This window comes from Klebsiella quasipneumoniae subsp. quasipneumoniae, from assembly GCF_020525925.1.
Lineage (GTDB): Bacteria > Pseudomonadota > Gammaproteobacteria > Enterobacterales > Enterobacteriaceae > Klebsiella > Klebsiella quasipneumoniae.
Genome location: NZ_CP084876.1, coordinates 5,249,219 through 5,267,028, shown reverse-complemented (window position 1 = coordinate 5,267,028; position 17,810 = coordinate 5,249,219). Strand labels below are relative to the sequence as shown.

The 17,810-nt window shown below is 54.8% G+C and carries 15 protein-coding genes; 4 read left to right on the top strand and 11 right to left on the bottom strand.

Annotation, left to right across the window (positions count from 1 at the left end):
* Positions 1 to 203: 203 nt before the first annotated feature.
* The 4 genes from fdhE to fdnG are packed head-to-tail and all read right to left on the bottom strand — an operon-like array spanning position 204 to position 5,727.
* On the bottom strand, positions 204 to 1,133 hold the full coding sequence (gene fdhE / locus LGM20_RS25190; protein ID WP_004203631.1) for a formate dehydrogenase accessory protein FdhE: 930 nt from the start codon (positions 1,131 to 1,133) through the stop codon (positions 204 to 206).
* Positions 1,130 to 1,765 carry a formate dehydrogenase cytochrome b556 subunit gene (gene fdoI, locus LGM20_RS25185; protein ID WP_004203632.1) on the bottom strand — a complete coding sequence of 212 codons (636 nt, stop codon included), beginning with the start codon at positions 1,763 to 1,765 and terminating at the stop codon, positions 1,130 to 1,132. The genes fdhE and fdoI overlap by 4 nt, the downstream gene beginning before the upstream one ends.
* On the bottom strand, positions 1,762 to 2,664 hold the full coding sequence (fdxH, locus tag LGM20_RS25180) for a formate dehydrogenase subunit beta (protein WP_002882822.1): 903 nt from the start codon (positions 2,662 to 2,664) through the stop codon (positions 1,762 to 1,764). The genes fdoI and fdxH overlap by 4 nt, the downstream gene beginning before the upstream one ends.
* 12 nt (positions 2,665 to 2,676) lie before the next feature.
* The gene (gene fdnG, locus LGM20_RS25175; RefSeq protein WP_089503745.1) at positions 2,677 to 5,727 is read right to left on the bottom strand and encodes a formate dehydrogenase-N subunit alpha; all 3,051 of its coding nucleotides are present in this window, start codon (positions 5,725 to 5,727) and stop codon (positions 2,677 to 2,679) included.
* A gap of 156 nt (positions 5,728 to 5,883) precedes the next feature.
* Here fdnG and fdhD point away from each other — a divergent pair, with 156 nt between their 5' ends.
* The 3 genes from fdhD to LGM20_RS25160 all read left to right on the top strand — a co-directional run bounded on the left by fdhD (position 5,884) and on the right by LGM20_RS25160 (position 8,717).
* A complete protein-coding gene (gene fdhD, locus LGM20_RS25170; protein ID WP_023291500.1) occupies positions 5,884 to 6,720 on the top strand; it encodes a formate dehydrogenase accessory sulfurtransferase FdhD in 837 nt (278 codons plus the stop codon).
* A 128-nt stretch (positions 6,721 to 6,848) separates the two neighbouring features.
* On the top strand, positions 6,849 to 7,061 hold the full coding sequence (locus LGM20_RS25165) for a YdgH/BhsA/McbA-like domain containing protein (RefSeq protein ID WP_023291501.1): 213 nt from the start codon (positions 6,849 to 6,851) through the stop codon (positions 7,059 to 7,061).
* 144 nt (positions 7,062 to 7,205) lie between these two features.
* Positions 7,206 to 8,717, top strand: a complete 1,512-nt coding sequence (locus tag LGM20_RS25160; RefSeq protein WP_044520865.1) for a glycoside hydrolase family 43 protein — start codon at positions 7,206 to 7,208, stop codon at positions 8,715 to 8,717.
* Positions 8,718 to 8,763: 46 nt separating this feature from the next.
* Here the strand turns inward: LGM20_RS25160 and LGM20_RS25155 are convergent, their stop codons facing one another.
* The 7 genes from LGM20_RS25155 to LGM20_RS25125 all read right to left on the bottom strand — a co-directional run bounded on the left by LGM20_RS25155 (position 8,764) and on the right by LGM20_RS25125 (position 16,280).
* The gene (locus LGM20_RS25155) at positions 8,764 to 9,462 is read right to left on the bottom strand and encodes an oligogalacturonate-specific porin KdgM family protein (RefSeq protein ID WP_044520867.1); all 699 of its coding nucleotides are present in this window, start codon (positions 9,460 to 9,462) and stop codon (positions 8,764 to 8,766) included.
* Positions 9,463 to 9,684: 222 nt separating this feature from the next.
* Positions 9,685 to 10,527: a PTS system mannose/fructose/sorbose family transporter subunit IID gene (locus LGM20_RS25150; protein ID WP_014837003.1), complete on the bottom strand. Its 843-nt coding sequence runs from the start codon at positions 10,525 to 10,527 to the stop codon at positions 9,685 to 9,687.
* Complete coding sequence (locus LGM20_RS25145) at positions 10,520 to 11,323, bottom strand: PTS mannose/fructose/sorbose/N-acetylgalactosamine transporter subunit IIC (protein ID WP_044520870.1); 804 nt, start codon at positions 11,321 to 11,323, stop codon at positions 10,520 to 10,522. Before LGM20_RS25145 ends, LGM20_RS25150 begins: the two co-directional genes overlap by 8 nt.
* Before the next feature lie 11 nt (positions 11,324 to 11,334).
* Positions 11,335 to 11,832 (bottom strand): PTS sugar transporter subunit IIB, encoded by a 498-nt coding sequence (locus LGM20_RS25140; RefSeq protein ID WP_014837005.1) that lies wholly within the window; start codon positions 11,830 to 11,832, stop codon positions 11,335 to 11,337.
* Positions 11,833 to 11,845: 13 nt separating this feature from the next.
* Positions 11,846 to 13,024, bottom strand: a complete 1,179-nt coding sequence (locus tag LGM20_RS25135) for a glycoside hydrolase family 88 protein (protein WP_044520875.1) — start codon at positions 13,022 to 13,024, stop codon at positions 11,846 to 11,848.
* A complete protein-coding gene (locus LGM20_RS25130) occupies positions 13,021 to 13,503 on the bottom strand; it encodes a PTS sugar transporter subunit IIA (RefSeq protein WP_044520885.1) in 483 nt (160 codons plus the stop codon). Before LGM20_RS25130 ends, LGM20_RS25135 begins: the two co-directional genes overlap by 4 nt.
* A 173-nt stretch (positions 13,504 to 13,676) precedes the next feature.
* A complete protein-coding gene (locus LGM20_RS25125; protein ID WP_044520886.1) occupies positions 13,677 to 16,280 on the bottom strand; it encodes a sigma 54-interacting transcriptional regulator in 2,604 nt (867 codons plus the stop codon).
* Positions 16,281 to 16,827: 547 nt separating this feature from the next.
* Here LGM20_RS25125 and LGM20_RS25120 point away from each other — a divergent pair.
* Positions 16,828 to 17,808: a 6-phosphofructokinase gene (locus LGM20_RS25120; protein ID WP_032454459.1), complete on the top strand. Its 981-nt coding sequence runs from the start codon at positions 16,828 to 16,830 to the stop codon at positions 17,806 to 17,808.
* Positions 17,809 to 17,810 lie beyond the last annotated feature (2 nt).

Sequence of the window (17,810 nt, the reverse complement as noted above, 5' to 3'; positions counted from 1 at the left end):
CGCCTTTACGTTCTGGAAAGCGGCTCGCAAAAATGCGTGAATGCCGGCCGAGGTGCTGGATACTGCGGTTTGGCACTTGTAATGTGTGACTGGTAGCTGTACGAGCCTGATTCGATTACTGTAAGCCAATGGCGTAGCAAGATGAGCTTTATAGAAACGCATTGAAAGACCGGGTCGCAAGTGCTTCCCGGTTTGATGAGAACTTACTCCCCTTCGCCAGGGAACATGAACGGGTTTATTGAGCTTCTGGCGAAGCCTTCCTGCTCCATGCGGGCGTCGAGCACCAGGGATGCCAAATCGTCGGCGACGGCTTCGACTTTTGGATCCTTCTCCTGATACATAATCTTCAGGTAGGTTCCGCAGTCGCCACAGCTTTCAGCTTTCACCGCAGCCTGCTCGTTGTCCAGTGACCAGTAGTGCAGATCGCGGCTCTGTTCGCAATTGCTACATTTGACGCGTACCACGTGCCACTCGGTTTCGCACAGATTGCAGTGCAGATAGCGCAGCCCCTGGGTGGTACCGATCTGCACGATGCTGGAGACCGGCATCGAGCCGCACACCGGGCAGAACTGGCGCTGTTCGCCGTATTCGGCGCGCGCTTTTCCGGGGATCAGGCTGGCCATCTGCGCCCAGTAGAGCGACAGCGCGGCCCAGATGAACGGCGCTTTATCGCTGCTGACCGAGGCGAAGTCGGAAGCAAACAGCGCGCTGGCCATCTGCTCCAGCTCCTGCTCAGAGGCTTTTTCCAGATTCTCAATCACCGCCAGCGCCGGGCCGCTCATCTCCGGCTTCAGCTCGGCAATCAGCGAGTGCAGCAGCTTGTGCCAGTGTTTGTCGCGCGGCAGGACGTGGATATCCAGCGGCGGCTTGCCCTGTTCGCTGGCCGCTTTAATGCGGGCGGTGAGATCCATCTGCAGCGGATGGTCGTACAGCACCACTTCCTGGGCATGGGCGATCAGCGCGGCAAAGCGCAGATAATCGCCCAGCGGGTTGTTGGCGGCCAGCTCGCGCAGGCGTTCAGCGCGGCGGTTATACAAATTTTTCAGTCTGGGGAACAGTAGCGGCGGAATGGCTTCCGCCGTGCGTTTCTCGCTCGAACCCAGCTCGTCTTGCGGGATTATGCGAATACTCATTCAGATGACTTTTCCTGTTTCTGGCGGACCTCTCGGTACCAGCGCGGGTGATGTTTCTTCGCCCACGTACTGGTGACCCAGCCTTCCACCATCGCGGTAATGGTGCCTTTCACCCAGAGGGCGGCGTAGATATGCACCATGATAACCACAATTAACGCCACTGCGGCAAATGAATGCAGCATCAGCGCAAATCGGATCACCGGGATTGAGAAAGCCGGCGCAAAATACGGACGCCAGATGATCACACCGCTCACCAGCAGCAGTACCAGGAAGATAATCGCCGCCCAGAATACGCATTTCTGGCCGAAGTTATAGCGTCCGGTATCGCCCACCTCCTCGTTGACGACGATCTTACGAATATTCTTCGCCCAAAAGATATCATCCCGATTGATTAGGTTGTGGTGCCAGTAACGGAAAAACATGATGATGAACGACGCGAACATCACCACCCCGACGAATGGGTGGAGAATTCGCGCCAGCTGCGGCGTGCCGAGGATATGCATCAGCCAGTTAAAGGACGGGAAGAAAAAGCCTAACCCGCTTACCGCCGCCAGGATGAAGCAGAAGGCGGTGACCCAGTGGTTGATGCGTTCCGGCGCCGTGTAGCGCACGATGGTGTCACGTCGTTTCATTTGCGCACCTCGTCTTTCTCTTCATGCAGGTTGTCCTCTTCCTCTTCCGCGCGGTTCGGACCGACGCCGACGTAGTGGAAGATACTGGCTGCGAAGGTCGCGGCGAAGCCGACGGCCGCCAGCGGTTTCCAGATGCCTTTCCAGAACTTGACGGTCTGGCTGATCTCCGGGTTTTCCGGCAGGCCGTGGTACAGATTCGGCTTGTCGGCATGGTGCAGCACGTACATGACGTGGGTGCCGCCGACGCCGGCCGGATCGTACAGGCCCGCATTGTCGTAACCGCGGGTTTTCAGCTCAGCCACGCGCTCGCCGGCCAGCGTTTTCATATCCTCTTTGGAGCCAAAGTGGATGGCGCCGGTTGGGCAGGTTTTCACGCAGGCCGGTTCCTGGCCGACGGTGACGCGGTCTACGCACAGGGTACATTTGTAGACGCGGTTGTCTTCCGGGTTCAGACGCGGCACATCGAAAGGACAGCCGGCGATACAGTAACCGCAGCCGATGCACTGCTCGGACTGGAAATCGACGATGCCGTTGGCGTACTGAATGATCGCGCCTTCTGACGGGCAGGCCTTCAGGCAGCCCGGATCGGCGCAGTGCATGCAGCCATCTTTGCGGATGAGCCATTCCAGCTTGTCGTTTTGCTCCACTTCCGAGAAGCGCATTACCGTCCATGACTTGGCGGTCAGGTCCGCCGGGTTGTCATACACCCCGACGTTGTGACCGACTTCATCACGAATATCGTTCCATTCGGAGCAGGCCACCTGACAGGCTTTGCAGCCGATACAGGTGGTGACGTCGATAAGCTTCGCCACCTCCTGCTGGTGGTCCCGCGCCTGAGGCGCGGGGGTGAAACCGTTAGTCGCGGAACGACGAATAATATCTTGCGATTGATAAGCCATAAGTCGTCTCCGTTACACCTTTTCCACGTTCACGAGGAAAGCTTTGAACTCCGGCGTCTGCGTGTTCGCATCACCGACGAACGGCGTCAGGGTATTGGCAATAAAGCCTTTTTTCGCCACGCCCTCATAGCCCCAGTGAATAGGAATGCCGATGGTATCGATATCCTTACCGTCCACTTTCAGCGTGCGAATACGTTTGGTCACCACCGCCTTGGCCTTGATGTAGCCGCGGTTGGAGGAGACCTTGACGGTATCGCCATGGCTGATGCCAAGCTTATTCGCCAGTTTTTCACCGATCTCCACAAACTGCTCCGGCTGCGCGATGGCGTTAAGCAGCGCGTGCTTGGTCCAGTAGTGGAAGTGTTCGGTCAGGCGGTAAGTGGTGCCGACGTACGGGAATTTCTCCGCTTTGCCCATCTGCTCGAGATCGCCTTTGAAGACGCGAGCTGCCGGGTTAGAGACCACGTTCGGGTGCAGCGGGTTAGTCCCGAGCGGCGTTTCAAACGGCTCGTAGTGTTCCGGGAACGGTCCTTCCGCCATCTTATCGATAGCGAACAGACGGCCCATCCCTTCCGGCTGCATGATAAACGGACCGACGTCGCTGCCAGGCGCGGCGGCGCTGTAGTCCGGAATATCCACGCCACCCCATTTCGCGCCGTCCCACTTCAGCAGCTGACGTTTAGGATCCCACGGTTTACCCTGCGGGTCCGCGGAGGCGCGGTTATACAGGATGCGGCGGTTGAGCGGCCATGCCCAGGCCCAGCCCAGCGTATTGCCAAGACCGGACGGATCGGCGTTATCGCGGCGCGCCATCTGGTTGCCTTCCGGCGTCCAGCTGCCGGCGAAGATCCAGCAGCCGCTGGAGGTCGTGCCGTCGTCGCGTAGCTGTGCGAAGGAGCTCAGCTGCTGCCCTTTCTTGACGATCACCGCGCCGGTCGCCGGGTCGGTAATATCCGCCAGCGCTTTACCGTTGCTTTCCATCGCCACTTCTTCCGACGCCGGCTCATGCGGTGTGGAGTAATTCCACGTCATGTTGAGCACTGGCTCTGGCGCCGGGCCACCCTCTTCGGCATACATCTTACGCAGGCGAGTGAAGATACCGGCGAGGATTTCGCCATCGGTGACAGCGATCCCCGGGGCGTCCGCGCCTTTCCAGTGCCACTGCAGCCAGCGGCCGGAGTTGACGATAGACCCGTTCTCTTCGGCGAAGCAGGTGGACGGCAGACGGAACACTTCGGTCTGGATTGTCGACGGGTCAACATCGTTCGACTCACCGTGGTTTTGCCAGAAGGTGGACGTTTCGGTATTGAGCGGGTCGATGGTCACGAGGAACTTCAGCTTCGACAGGGAAGCGACGACCTTGTTTTTGTTCGGGAACGAGGCGACCGGGTTAAAGCCCTGGCAAATATAGCCATTCACTTTGCCCTGATTCATCATCTCGAAGTACTGCAGAACGTCGTAGCTCTTATCCCACTTCGGCAGCCAGTCAAAGCCCCAGCTGTTTTCTGCTGTCGCTTTATCGCCGAAGAAGGCTTTCATCATGGAGACGAAGAACTTCGGATAGTTGCCCCAGTAGTTGACCTGGTCTTTCAGCAGCGGCTTCGGCGTGTTAGCCGTCAGGTAGGTCTGCAGGTCGGCCTGTTTTTCGTTAGGCAGCGACATGTAGCCCGGCAGGCTGGTAGAGAGCAGGCCGAGGTCGGTCAGACCCTGGATATTGGAGTGGCCGCGCAGGGCGTTGACGCCGCCGCCTGCCATCCCCATGTTGCCGAGCAGCAGCTGGATCATCGCCATGGTGCGGATGTTCTGCGCGCCGATGGAGTGCTGGGTCCAGCCGAGAGCGTACAGGAACGACGCGGTTTTATCCGGCGCGCTGGTTTCGGCAATGTATTCACAGACTTTGAGGAAGTCGGCCTTCGGCGTACCGCAGATGTTTTCGACCACATCCGGGGTATAACGGGAAACGTGCTGCTTCAGCAGGTTCCAGACGCAGCGCGGATGTTGCAGCGTGGTATCGCGTTTGGCGAAGCCGTTTTCGTCCAGCTCATAGTTCCAGCTGGTTTTGTCATACTGGCGTTTTTCTGCGTTATAGCCGCTGAACAGCCCGTCGTCGAAGCTGTAGTCCTCACGCACGATCAGGCTGGCGTTGGTGTAGGCTTCGGTGTATTCGCGGTTGAATTTTTCGTTATTCAGCAGGTACAGGATCACGCCCGACAGGAAGGTAATGTCGGTACCGGAACGAATCGGGGTATAGAAATCAGCCACCGACGCTGTACGCGTGAAGCGCGGATCGATAACGATGAGTTTGGCACCGTTATGGATTTTGGCTTCCATCGCCCAGCGGAATCCCACCGGATGCGCTTCAGCGGCGTTACCGCCCATCACCACGACCAGGTTGGCGTTCTTAATATCCACCCAGTGGTTGGTCATCGCACCGCGACCAAATGTTGGAGCAAGACTTGCTACCGTTGGTCCGTGTCAGACACGCGCCTGGTTATCCACCGCCAGCATCCCGAGGGCGCGGGTGAATTTTTGCGTTAAATAGCCGGTTTCGTTACTGGAAGCGGAGGCGCACAGCATCCCGGTGGTCAACCAGCGGTTGACGGTGGTGCCGGCGTCGTTTTGCGCGATAAAGTTGGCGTCGCGGTCCTCTTTCATCAGCTTCGCGATGCGATCGAACGCTTCGTCCCAGCTGATTTGCTGCCATTTATCGGAGCCTGGCGCGCGATATTCCGGGAATTTCAGGCGGCTTTCAGAATGGATAAAGTCCACCAGACCGGCCCCTTTCGGGCAGAGCGCACCACGGTTAACCGGATGATCCGGATCGCCTTCGATATGGAAAATGGATGCTTTGGCGTTTTTTGCGCCGTCGCCGAGGCTATACATCAACAGCCCACAGCCGACAGAACAGTATGTGCAGGTGTTACGGGTTTCGCGTGTGCGCAGCAATTTGTACTGCCGTGTCTCCGCGAGCGCAGTTGCCGGGGCAAAGCCCAGCGCTGCTGCCGTGGTTCCCGCCATACCGCCAGCGCAGATCTTAAAGAACTGCCTTCTGCTGACCTGCATGGTTCGCTCCTTGTTTCGACATTGTCACATGTAGTTATTTGCTTTGCGGTGAAAGCCGCAAAGGTTCAGAATTAGGGCATATTTCCCTCATTCCTGAAGGGATAAAAACAGAATACCACATTGTGTGTATGCCTGTTCCAATACGGTTAAAGCAAAGTGAACAAGAAGCCTCTCGAACAAATCGAAAATGTGACGAATATCACAGGATATCGCCAGGTCTCCCTCTGGAAGCGCGAGGATCTGCAACACCCTCAGCCAGATGAGTTAGCGGAAGAGGTCCCCGTCGCGCTGGTCTACAACGGTATCTCCCACGTAGTGATGATGGCCACGCCGAAAGACCTCGAGCAATTCGCCGTCGGCTTCTCCTTATCCGAAGGGATTATTGAGCATCGGCGGGAGATTTTCGGCATGGACGTGGTGTCGATGTGCAACGGCCTTGAGGTGCAGATTGAACTCTCCAGCCGGCGTTTTATGGGGCTCAAAGCCCGGCGACGCGCGCTGGCCGGGCGCACCGGCTGCGGGGTATGCGGCGTCGAGCAGCTCAATGATATTGGTAAGCCGGTCCAGCCGCTGCCGTTCACCCAGACGTTCGATCTCGCCAACCTCGACCAGGCTCTGGCGCATCTTAACGACTTTCAACCGATCGGCCGACTCACCGGCTGCACCCACGCGGCCGCCTGGGTCCGGTCGACGGGCGAACTGGCGGGCGGTTTTGAAGACGTCGGCCGGCATGTGGCGCTGGATAAACTGCTCGGCCGGCGGGCGGAAATCGGCGAGGGCTGGCTGCCTGGCGCCGCGCTGGTATCCAGCCGCGCCAGCTATGAAATGGTGCAGAAAGCCGCGATGTGCGGCGTCGAGATCCTGTTCGCGGTATCAGCAGCTACCACCTTAGCGGTGGAAGTCGCCGAGCGCTGCAACCTGACGCTGGTGGGCTTTTGCAAGCCGGGCAGGGCGACGATCTACACCCACCCGCAGCGTTTGAATGCGGGTTAAAAGTTGATCAGTAAATTTGAACAAGGACAGCAAATCCTTCCGCTTTTTGTTTGGTGATGTGCGGGCTACTATTTAACACATCAAGGCACAACGCCTTATCTAAACAACTAAATGAAAGGGTTTATATCATGAAAAGCATCAAAACTTTTGTCGCAGTAATCGCTATGGCCGCCTCTTTTGCTTCCTTCGCTGCTGAAACCGTCACCGCTACCGCGACAACGATGGACGGCGCGGAAGCGAAAATCGCCGCTCAGGCCCAGGCTGCTGGCGCTTCGTCTTACAAAATTACCGAAGCGTTTACCGGCAACCGCGTGCATATGACTGCGGAACTGAACAAATAAGCGTAACGCTACTGTCGAAAGAGCGCCTCAGGGCGCTTTTTTTGTGTCTGAAGTTATTTTTATTTCATTGTTAATTAAGTCTTTTTATTCGGTGGTCCGCTTATTGCAACACAATGAAGAGTCGACAATAAAAGGTCCCCCACTATGCCGCTGTTCTATCAAAACCCCGTGATTCATGCCGATTACGCCGATCCCGATGTCATTCGCACAGGCGATGATTTCTGGATGGTGGCTTCCAGTTTCCATCAACTGCCCGGCTTACCGCTTCTTCATTCTCGCGATCTCATCCACTGGCAAATCGTTAACCATATTATTAAACGCCTGCCTTCGCCTGAATACGACAGCGTTCAGCCGGGAAAGGGGATTTGGGCGCCTTCCATTCGTTTCCATGGGGGTCTGTTCTGGGTTTTCTACAGTTTGCCCGACGAGGGTATTTTTGTTTCCCACGCCCGGGATCCGTTAGGCGAGTGGAGCGAACCCTATTGCCTGAACGCTTCCCCCGGCTGGATAGATCCTTGTCCGTTCTGGGACGATGACGGACGAGCCTGGCTGATTCACGCTTTTGCTTTTAGCCGCAGCGGGGTGAAAAACAAGCTCCAGATTTTTGAAATGGCGGCGGATGCATCCCGGCTGTTGGATAATGGACGGCTCGTTGTTGACGGAACGCCCTCCCATCCCACTCTGGAAGGCCCAAAATTATATAAGCGCAATGGCGAATACTGGATATTCGCTCCGGCCGGAGGCGTCAAGCGAGGCTGGCAAACGGTCATGCGCGCTCCGACGCTATCTGGTCCATGGCAAAGTCGCGATGTCTTGCATCAGGGAGATTCACCGATAAATGGCCCTCATCAGGGGGCGTGGGTTGAACTGGAGAACGGTGAAAACTGGTTTTTCCACTTTCAGGATAAAGGCGTGTACGGCCGCATAGTGCATCTCCAGCCGTTGAGCTGGCGGGCTGACGGCTGGCCGCAAATTGGGCAACGGCTTGACGATCACGGTAAGGGGCAGCCCGTAAGTCTGCATCGCTTACCCGCGCTGCCCCTTGCTCCATGTTGTTTGCAGACCAGTGACGATTTCCCGAGTGGCCAGCCCGGCCTTCAATGGCAATGGCAGGCAAACCCCCAGCGCCGCTGGCTAATGCCGCATGCACAAGGGCTACGCTTGCGCTGCGCGCCGACCGCTTCCGATATCAGCCTGTATCGTTTACCTCAATTGCTGCTACAAAAATTTCCCGCTGAATGTTTTCACGTGCAGACAGCGGTTCATCCGATGTTTTCTCAGGATGGCGATGAAGCGGGAGTCGCGATTTACGGCCAACGCTTTGCCGCACTGCGCGTAAGGTACTGCGCGCCGACTCTTCAGCTATCGCTGTGCCACGGATGGATAGACGATTGCGGTGAAACGCATCAAGAATCCATCGAACTTGAGGCGATCGCCGGTTGCAACGAGATTGCGCTGGGGTTCCAGGTGGACTATGACGGGATAGTCCGCTTTTGTTATCGGCTTACGCAGCGGGAATGGCAGCAGGTGACACCGTCGTTTTCCGCCGGTGCGGGAAAATGGATCGGCGCACGTATGGGCATTTACGCGCGTGGCGCGCATGAAAACGCCGGCAGCAGCGCCGTTTTCTCACCGTTTATCGTGCGTTTGCAGTAAGCCTGACGGCGATATGATAAGGGCAGCTTCGCTGCCCTTGCGGGGTTTAATCGAAGTAATAGCGAATGCCGAGGCGGAATCGCACCTGATCGTCGTGATTCTGATCCTGATCGAGCCAGGCCACTTCCGCATAGGGAAGCCAGTGTTTATCGACACGGTAACGCGCCACAATGCTTGGCTCCCAGTGGGTTTTCTGCCCGTTAGAGGCATTGAAGTCGTTTGTGTTGACGAAGAATTCCGGGTTGAACTGAAGCCACAGTTTCTCAGTCGCCTGGTAATTAAGGTACAGGTCGAACTGATGGCTGTCGTTGTAATCCATATAGCCGTTGTAATCGCGATCTTTATGGGTCATATGGTTATAGCGGTAGCGGCTGCTTAAACTTAAAGATTTACTGATTTTATAATCGAGACTGATATAAGGCGCCAGCTTCGTTCCTTTACTATCAATATCGGTTAATCCGCCCGGCGTCAGCGTCCATTTATCATTAAGCGGGATCGGATACCAGCCTTCAAACTCCTGAAAGGAGCTTTTCATTTGATTAAAATCTTGTCCGAGGTCGTACATGGCGGAGGCCAGAACACCGGCGCCATTATCAAATATATGACCCAGGCCTATTTTATACTGATTTTTCTCAGAAGCCGTAGTATGCGCGTAGCGATTATCAACCCAGGTTGCCGCGGCAAGCGTATTTAGCGTAAAAAAGGACAGCGGGATGCCGATCAATAGCGTGCGTAATGTTTTCATTTTAATTCCTGTAGGATTTATTAAGTGCCATAATTTCTGGAGAGAAATAAAAGACACCTATTAAATAGCAATTGCTGTGCCAGAATATAAAACCCTTAAAATACATAACGTTGTTTTGATGTGTTGAGCGTTAATTCGACACTGACTGATTTTTTATTTGCGTCGATACTCATCACAAGTTAGAGGACGGCTCCCTTTTATTAAAGGGAGCCAGAGAATGGATTAAATTATGCCAATACCCGCAGCGGCAAAGCCGAAGACAATCAGCATAATTAACACCTTATTGGGGCTGACCTTTTTATTGAGCAGCTTCAGGCAGCCCAGAACTAAAAGCAGAGGAATTAACCCGACGCAAATTTTGTCGAGGATCTCCTGCAGTACAAAGGGCTGCCCGGCGATGGTGGTTTTAAAGGTAGTGGTAAATTTCACCATACTGGCGCTCATTGCCCCCACCATCATTAAACCCATAATTGATGAGGCTTTGGTGATACAGCTCAGCAGCCCGGACTGCGTCGCTTCGGCGATATACTTCGAGCCTAAACGGTAGCCCATGACGCCGCCGTAATAGCGCAGCAGATAGCTGGGAATATTGTAAATCAGCAGGAACAGCAGCGGTCCCAGCGGATTCCCTTGTGATGCCAGGCCAATGGCAATCCCGGTGGCGATAATACGCAACACGCCGTAGAAGAAGGAGTCACCGACCCCGGCAAATGGCCCCATTAAGGCCACTTTGATGCCGTTAATACTGGAGGTATCAAAGTTCGGGTTGGCGGCGTTCTCTTTTTCCATCGACAGCGTCAGGCCCATAATAAAGGGCGCCAGATGCTGGTTGGTATTGAAGAACTGGCTGTTTCGCTTAAGCGACTCAAGATAACGGTGCGGGTCGTTGGCGTAGATTTTCTTCAGCATTGGCGCCAGCGCCCAGCCGTAGCTTAATCCCTCCATACGGGTGAAGTTCATCGACCCCAGCAGCGGAAACTGGCGGATAAAAAGCTGACGAAAAAGCTTTTTCTCGCTTTTATCATCGGCGTAAGCGCTAACGCTTTGTGTCTGGATATCAGTCATTGAAGAACCCATCCTTATCGTCAACTGAGGCGGACGCGGCCGCCGTTGCCGTTTGTTTATTCGCTTTAAGCTGATTGAATTCGTTAAAGCACAGATAGACCGATACCGAGGCTGCAATAATCGCAATCCCCATAATCGGCAATTGCAGATAGGCCGCCATCGCGAAACCGATAAAGAAGAAGGCGGCGATGTTACGGTTCCACAGCGCCTTCAGCAGAATGGCGAACCCGAGCGCCGGAAGTATGCCGCCAACCGCCGTCATGCCGCGCATGACCGTACCTGGAATGCTCTCGACCAGACTGCGGATGACCTCGGTGCCGAAGAGCACGCCAAAAAAGGCGATCAGGGCGAAGGGGATGCCATAAAAGAAGGTCATACCGAGCGTCAAACCCAGCGCCGCACGGTCACGCCCCTGTTCCAGTAGCGCATCGTATTTTTCAACCAGAGCGGTATAGACCAGCTTCAGCACCTGATAAACAAAGACCGCCAGCAGGCTGATAGGCAGCGCCAGCGCAACGGCCACCGGCGGCTCAGCGTGGGTCAGAATCGTAAAAGCGGTTGCCAGTACTGACCCCACCGCAAGGTCGGCAGGAACCGAGCCGCCGATGGTGATGGTGCCAAGGAAAATCAGCTCCAGCGTGGCGCCGATAATAATGCCCTGTTGCAGGTCTCCCAGCACCAGCCCCACCAGCGCGCCGCAGATGAGCGGACGTTCAATCAGCGGTTGACCCAGCGTATGGTCGGCGGTTTTCACCAGAAACATAATGACAGCAACAAGAATTGCGGAAGTTAACATAGCGACCTCGCTTAGCTGGCGGCGTTATCCAGCATCTCAATCAGGTTTTTCACCGGATGAGATGGCAGGACCTGATATTCAACGGCAACGCCGCGGTCGGCGATAGCGTGGAAATCCGCCACATCTTCCGGCGTCACGTAGACGGTATCGCTAATGCGCTTTTTCGCCGCCAGGTTGTCGGTGATGCGCCCGAAGTTAGCGACGTTCAGCGTTTTTATCCCCGGCGCCTGTTCGACGAGCCGACGGGCGTCGGCGGCATTGTTAACGATCACCATAATTTTCATGGCTTCCGAACGCGGGTCGTTAAGCACATCGCCCGCGTCCTTCACCGCCATAATGGCGCACTTTGCGGTATCGGGTGCCGCCATGCGCAGCGACATTTTCTGCACTTCGTTATTCACGATCTGGTCATTGGCGACCAGGATGCGGTTCACGCCCAGATGCTTGGTCCAGACCACGGCAACCTGTCCGTGGATTAAACGATCGTCAATACGTACTAAAGAAATCATGGTGTAGCTCCAGTTAGCAAAAGTAGGGTGTCCAGACGCGGGAAAGGCGAACCAGGGCTTCGAAATAGAAGTAATCGCCCCAGAGGTTAGGTTCGTTAATGCCCATATTGCGGCCAAAGTTATAAACGCCTTCGCGCAGCAGGCCGTCCTGCGCGTGGGCAAAGTAGCGCTCGCGTAAATTGCGCATCATCAGTTCGATAGCGTTGCCGTAGGCCGGACGCAGCGGGTCGGTGAGCGGTAATAGCTTCAGCAGTTCCGCCAGACCGCAGGCCGCGATCGCCGCCGCAGAGGTATCCCGGTACTGATTATCTTCGGCGGTAAAAATCAGATCCCAGTAGCAGACAAAATCTTCTGGTAAGCGGTTAAGAAAATAGTGCGCCAGGCGGCGGGAGAGCTCGGGCTGCCAGGCATCGCCGGTGTGGGCGTATCCCAGCGCGAAACCATAAATTCCCCACGCCTGGCCGCGCGCCCAGCAGGAGCTGTCGCTGAATCCCTGGTGCGTATCGCCGCGCAGCGGCTGGCCGCTATGAACATCCATATAAAATGTATGGAAAGTAGAGGCGTCTTCGCGCACCAGATAGCGTGCCGCCTGCGCCAGATGACGGCTGGCGGCCTCGCGCCACCGCTGATTTCCGGTTTCGTTGGCGGCCCAAAATAGCAGCGGAACATTGAGATTGCAGTCAATGATCATCCGCCCCTGGCGTGCCGGGTCGTTTAAATCTCCCCAGGCCTGAATGACGCCCGCCGCGGCGTTAAAGCGGCGATAGAGCAGCTCGGCCGCGCGCAGGGCGAGTTCGCGGGCGCGCAGGTTGCCGGTGAGCTTCCAGGCGTTAACGCAGGAGAGGAGATAGAGAAAGCCCAGGTCGTGGGTATCCACTTTAATCTGCTTATCGAGACGTTCTTCAAAGCTATCGAGCAGGCTTTCCGCCACCGCCCGATATTTATCATCGCCGGTGACCTCCCAGGCGAGCCACAGCATGCCGGTCCAGAATCCCTCGGTCCAGTCGACTTTCTCCACGCTTTCATAGCGGCCCCGTGTCGCACTGGCGGCGGGAAAGGTTGCCGTAAAGCGCGGCAGCATGGCGTCGAGCTGCGTCAGCACTTCGCCGATTGCCGCGTTAAGCCAGGCATGATTTAACCTCGGCTGCGGCGAGAGATAGCGCGCATCAAGCGCTTCGAGTGCGATAGTCACGGGTTTCCCTCTTCGGCAAAAAAATCATCAATATTGTCCTGCGTTTTGTGCTGCGCAGCCTGGCGCGCCGCGATGATTTCCGGCAGCTGATTCATGTACTGCATCGCCCCGCTGGCGGCGGCGACGGCATCCTGAAGCCGCTGTGCGGTTTCGGCGTGTTCCGACATGCAAAACTCCATCAGCATAATCAGGCTGGCGCCGCTGATGACGTGCGCGTGGGGATATTTGACCATCATCTGTACGGCGGTATTGTTGACGCTCCCGCCGGGCATATCGGTAAACAGCACCAGCTCATTGCCGCGACCGGCCGCCTGCCGGGCGATAGCGTCAAAGCGGATGGCCAGTTCAGCCGTTGACTCAATTTCACCGCAGTAGGCACAGACGGGCGTGACGCCATGGTCGTCGCCAATCAGCAGATTTAATGCCGATACTATCCCTTCTGCGTAGCGGCCATGGGTTGCGATGTACATCTCTCGCATTGCATATTCCTTCATCTTTTCAGGTATCTGAAAAAGAAATAGCAATAATCGCGCCATGTTTTTATTTATATGTTTTTAAAGGATAAAATCGGTTTTTTGGACGCTTTTTGCAGTGTTGGATGGGCAATTTATACAGTGTCGACAGGTTTGCCAGCCGACGCTGGCAACGGGGGTTAATGGTCGGGGTCAAAGGCGATCCACGGCTCCATGATTTCATAAATCATCAGCACTTCGGTAAGCGGCAGGATGATATTGTATTTGCGGTTCAGGGCCTGGAAAAAGGTGTCGTGGACGGCGACAAACGCCTGCTGCGCCAGCGTCAGCTCCGCCTCTTCGCGGTGGCGTACGCCGTTGTTAACCATTACCCGCTCGATCATCAGGGCGATATGCATAAACAGATTGATGCGCAGATAGCTTTCAAAATGGATTTTGTAGAAGGCTTCATACTGTTTAATGACCGCTTCGACTTCATCAATAATCACCACCGGATTGAGGAAGTTGAGGCGGCTGGCGACGCCTTCGACGGTAAACAGCTTGACCACTTCATCAATCATGGGCTCCAGGCCGCCTTCCATCAGCAGCCCGTTGAAGTAGTCGCGTTTTAACACCAGCGTCTTTTCTTTAATCAGCTGTTCCACGCTAAGCAGAGGAATATAGCCGGCTTCCAGATCGGTCGTGGTGATGATTAGCCGCGTACCGTTTAGCGCCGGGTCGGCGTGGGCGATTTTCCATTTCAGATCGTCATACTCCATCGTAATAATGTCGATCTCATCCTGGGCCAGGAAGCGCTGGACAATATCTTTTAGCTTGCGGGAGATCCCTTCGCCGGAGATACAGGAGATAATAATTTTATTGCCCGGTAACACGCCCGCGTAGTAGCGCGTTTCCACCTCGTACGCGCCTTTGGCGCTCTCAATAATCGCCTCCATCGACAGTTTATCCTGAATTTTGGCCGCAATATCGAGCGCCATGGCCGTACTGACATTGTTGATAACCAACAGTTCGCCGTGCAGGTGGAGCTTAATCTCTTCGTAGATCTCTTTTAGCGACCCCATATCCACCAGAATAATCAGTCCCGCGCCTTGTTTAAGGCGGGAAACGTGGGCAATCAGCAGGTCGATGATCTCTCTGGTGGACGTCGCGTTCGCCATGTCGAAGGCTTTAAAATAGTAGCCGCCGGTCAACTGGTTGGCGATCCCGGCGATGCTCGACGCCGTGGCGCGACCGTGGGACACGATAATGCCCTGAATCGGATCGTCTTCACCGGCGAGGGTGTGAAAAACGCAGCTTAACAGCGGCTGAAGCAGGGGGAGCGGCTGCTGGGTGACATGTTTGCTCAGCAAAGCGAGGCACTCTTCGGCCAGCAGCCGTGCCTTAGCGGAAACATAATCGGAAATGGTGTGCAGTTCGTCTGGGTCGAGCGCCTCCTCCGGAGCATGCAGCGCATAGCTCAGGCAGAGCCAGACCGCCTTGCGGATTTCCGGGTGACAGGAGACGCCGGTCAGGCTCTCCAGCTCCTCCAGCGCGTGAACGGTGTTCTGCCAGATATAGCCGCTGTAGAGCGACTCGGCGGCAACCGCGCCGCTGACGGTAGTCAGCAGCTGTTCTACTTTGCGATTCAGCAACAGCACGTTACCGCTGTGGCAAAAGTCGCGAAAAATCACGTCATCGCGCATCGCTTTGGGCAGCAGATGGCTGATATTCAGCGCATCTTCATGCGCGCTGGCGGCAATACGGATTATTTCGCCGCCGGACGCCGGGCCGCGTAGCGTGATGACGTCAGCCTCACGATTCTCGCTCCAGGCGCTGGCGCACATCACTTTGATCTGATTTTTTAACTCGCCAATATTGCCGCGCACCGGGGAGGTGACCAGCTGATGCATCAGCTGATTATCAAGATGGATATCCCGACGCAGGCTGCGCGCTTCCTGCTGCAAAAAGTGGCTGACCTGAGCGACGCGCTCGGTCAGCGGGCGCGAAATATAGTTGGGCAGCGTGACGCGCACCGGGATGCGGCGGCGGAAGGTGTTAAGCAGGACGGTATCGATATTTTCCGTGGTGGCGAAGATAAAGCGCAGCGACGCCGGATGGCGCGTACGGTTATCGCCAAGACGGTAGAAATACCCTTTATCCATAAACAGAAACAGCTTTTCCTGGTTCTCTGCCGAGAGACGATGCACTTCATCGAGAAACAGAAATCCGCCATCGGCATCATCAAAGGCGCCGCGTTTCTCGCGGTCAGCGCCGGTGAAAGCGCCGCGGGTATAGCCGAAAAGGGTTGCCGAAAGCAGCTCCGGATTGTTGGCGTAATCGGCGCAGTTAAGCTCAACGAAGGGTTTGTCCGCTGCGATAACTCCGCGCTCGAGGGCGTACTGATAAATCAGCGTCGCCAGATGGCTTTTGCCGACGCCGCTCTCCCCGGAGAGCAGGACAGGCAAACCGTCACCGGGATAGTCCACCGCCGAGCGGCACAGCGCGACGGCGTCGGTCAGGCTCCCGTGCGCGCCAATCAGCGGCTGGAAGGCGTCGTGCTTTTTCGACACTATGCGAGATGGCTGAGTCTTTTCCCCGCCGTTTTGTTGCACATAGAAGCGCACCGGACGGGTGTTTTCTTTACGCAGATAACCGTCATCGCATAGCCTGTTGAGGTAATGGCTGATAACGCTACGGTTAACCTGCATAAAGTCCGCACAGTCCTGAGCCGTGAATCCTGCGGGTTTCCGTGCGTAGTGGGTGACTATTTTCTGGAATAATTTTTCTTTTGCCGACAGCGCCATTCTTCAATGCCCCGGATAGAGTAGAAAATAGCGTCGATTTTATTTCGACACTAGACACTACTGCTTTTATTAGACACTGAGTACTTTCTACGGCATTAGATAAAAATGAAACCATGTTTTGATTAGAATGTGATGGAGATCGCCACAGATTTTATGGCATGTAAAGCAGGCGACGCACTCGCGAACGACAGAAGAGCGCTATTGCCCGAACCGCGTGATACGCGAGCCGCGAACCTTCCTGACGCAAAAAAATGCGCTATTTATCACATTTCTGCTTTTTCATCTTCGCTGAGTTTATCGGTGAAAACGGGCGACCCGCCAGCGTCATTATCTCATTCGGCAACTTAATGATCTTAAAGAAAATAAAAAGATAATTGTTAAGTCGATCTCATTTTATAAAAGAGATATGAATCACAAAAAATGAGAAAACAAATCCACTGTCAATATTAGGTGCGGAAGAATTTATAAGCATTATGTGATCTCCATTGCAAATAGAAGTCTTGCAGTCAGGGAAAAATGTCGTCAGGCAAATGAGCGAGGAAGCGTCATGAAAATTGGCATCGTTATTAGCGGCGGGGATGTTTCGGGAATGAATAATTTTATATTCCAGATTGCCAGGCAGGCTGATGCCGAGATCACCCTGTTTAATGGCGGTATTCCTGGCCTGCTGGAGAAAAATCATCAGGATATCGCGTGGCGCGATCTGGTTGATTTCTCTATTACCGCTGTGCCGATCATTACCTCCGGACGCACCAGTCGCAAACTGCAGCGCAGCGAATATGAAATGATTGCTAAAAAACTTAAATCGTTGCGTATTGATGTGCTTATTATGGCCGGGGGGGATGGCAGCCTGCAGTTTCTCAATACCCTAAGTGAATTTGATATTAATTGCTTTGGCGTGGGAATGACTATCGATAATGATGTGTATGGTAGTGATTATACGATTGGTTTTTCCACGGCCTGCGAGCAGATTATTAAAGAAGTCTCCCGTTTAAGAAATACCGGAAGAGCGCTGCCGGGGCGGGTTTTTATGGTTGAGATATTAGGAGGTTATTGTGGAGAACTAACGTTACAGTCCGCCATTAAATGCAATGCGGATATTGCCCTGATCCCGGAGGCGCAGATGCCGCTGGCCATGCTTGCGGAACGGATTACCCGGAAGCTGAGCATGCAGAATAGCGTCGTTATCCTCTGCTCAGAAGGCTACACCAAAGAGTACTCTCCCGGCTTTCAGGGAGCGATTGATACCATGATCAAACAGCTGGAACCGCAAATTGGCGTCCGTATCCGTAAAACGATTGTCGGCTATGGCTTACGCAGCGGTGAACCGACCTGTGAAGAGATTTATCAGGGCACCATTATGGCCAGTGAGGTGGTTCGCTGTATTCAGTCAGGTATGAAAAATAAAGCCATAATAATTAATTCCAGTAATAAACCTATTCCGATTGATTTAGTCAGTATGAAAAAACGTCTGGTCGATACTGAAGGACATCATTATAAACTTGCCAAGCAACTCAATATTATTTGAGG

Bases quoted from the DNA above. Each gene is read 5' to 3' on its own strand.
- fdhE (WP_004203631.1), bottom strand. From the start codon at position 1,133: ATGAGTATTCGCATAATCCCGCAAGACGAGCTGGGTTCGAGCGAGAAA.
- fdoI (WP_004203632.1), bottom strand. From the start codon at position 1,765: ATGAAACGACGTGACACCATCGTGCGCTACACGGCGCCGGAACGCATC.
- fdxH (WP_002882822.1), bottom strand. From the start codon at position 2,664: ATGGCTTATCAATCGCAAGATATTATTCGTCGTTCCGCGACTAACGGT.
- LGM20_RS25165 (WP_023291501.1), top strand. From the start codon at position 6,849: ATGAAAAGCATCAAAACTTTTGTCGCAGTAATCGCTATGGCCGCCTCT.
- LGM20_RS25160 (WP_044520865.1), top strand. From the start codon at position 7,206: ATGCCGCTGTTCTATCAAAACCCCGTGATTCATGCCGATTACGCCGAT.
- LGM20_RS25155 (WP_044520867.1), bottom strand. From the start codon at position 9,462: ATGAAAACATTACGCACGCTATTGATCGGCATCCCGCTGTCCTTTTTT.
- LGM20_RS25150 (WP_014837003.1), bottom strand. From the start codon at position 10,527: ATGACTGATATCCAGACACAAAGCGTTAGCGCTTACGCCGATGATAAA.
- LGM20_RS25145 (WP_044520870.1), bottom strand. From the start codon at position 11,323: ATGTTAACTTCCGCAATTCTTGTTGCTGTCATTATGTTTCTGGTGAAA.
- LGM20_RS25140 (WP_014837005.1), bottom strand. From the start codon at position 11,832: ATGATTTCTTTAGTACGTATTGACGATCGTTTAATCCACGGACAGGTT.
- LGM20_RS25130 (WP_044520885.1), bottom strand. From the start codon at position 13,503: ATGCGAGAGATGTACATCGCAACCCATGGCCGCTACGCAGAAGGGATA.
- LGM20_RS25125 (WP_044520886.1), bottom strand. From the start codon at position 16,280: ATGGCGCTGTCGGCAAAAGAAAAATTATTCCAGAAAATAGTCACCCAC.
- LGM20_RS25120 (WP_032454459.1), top strand. From the start codon at position 16,828: ATGAAAATTGGCATCGTTATTAGCGGCGGGGATGTTTCGGGAATGAAT.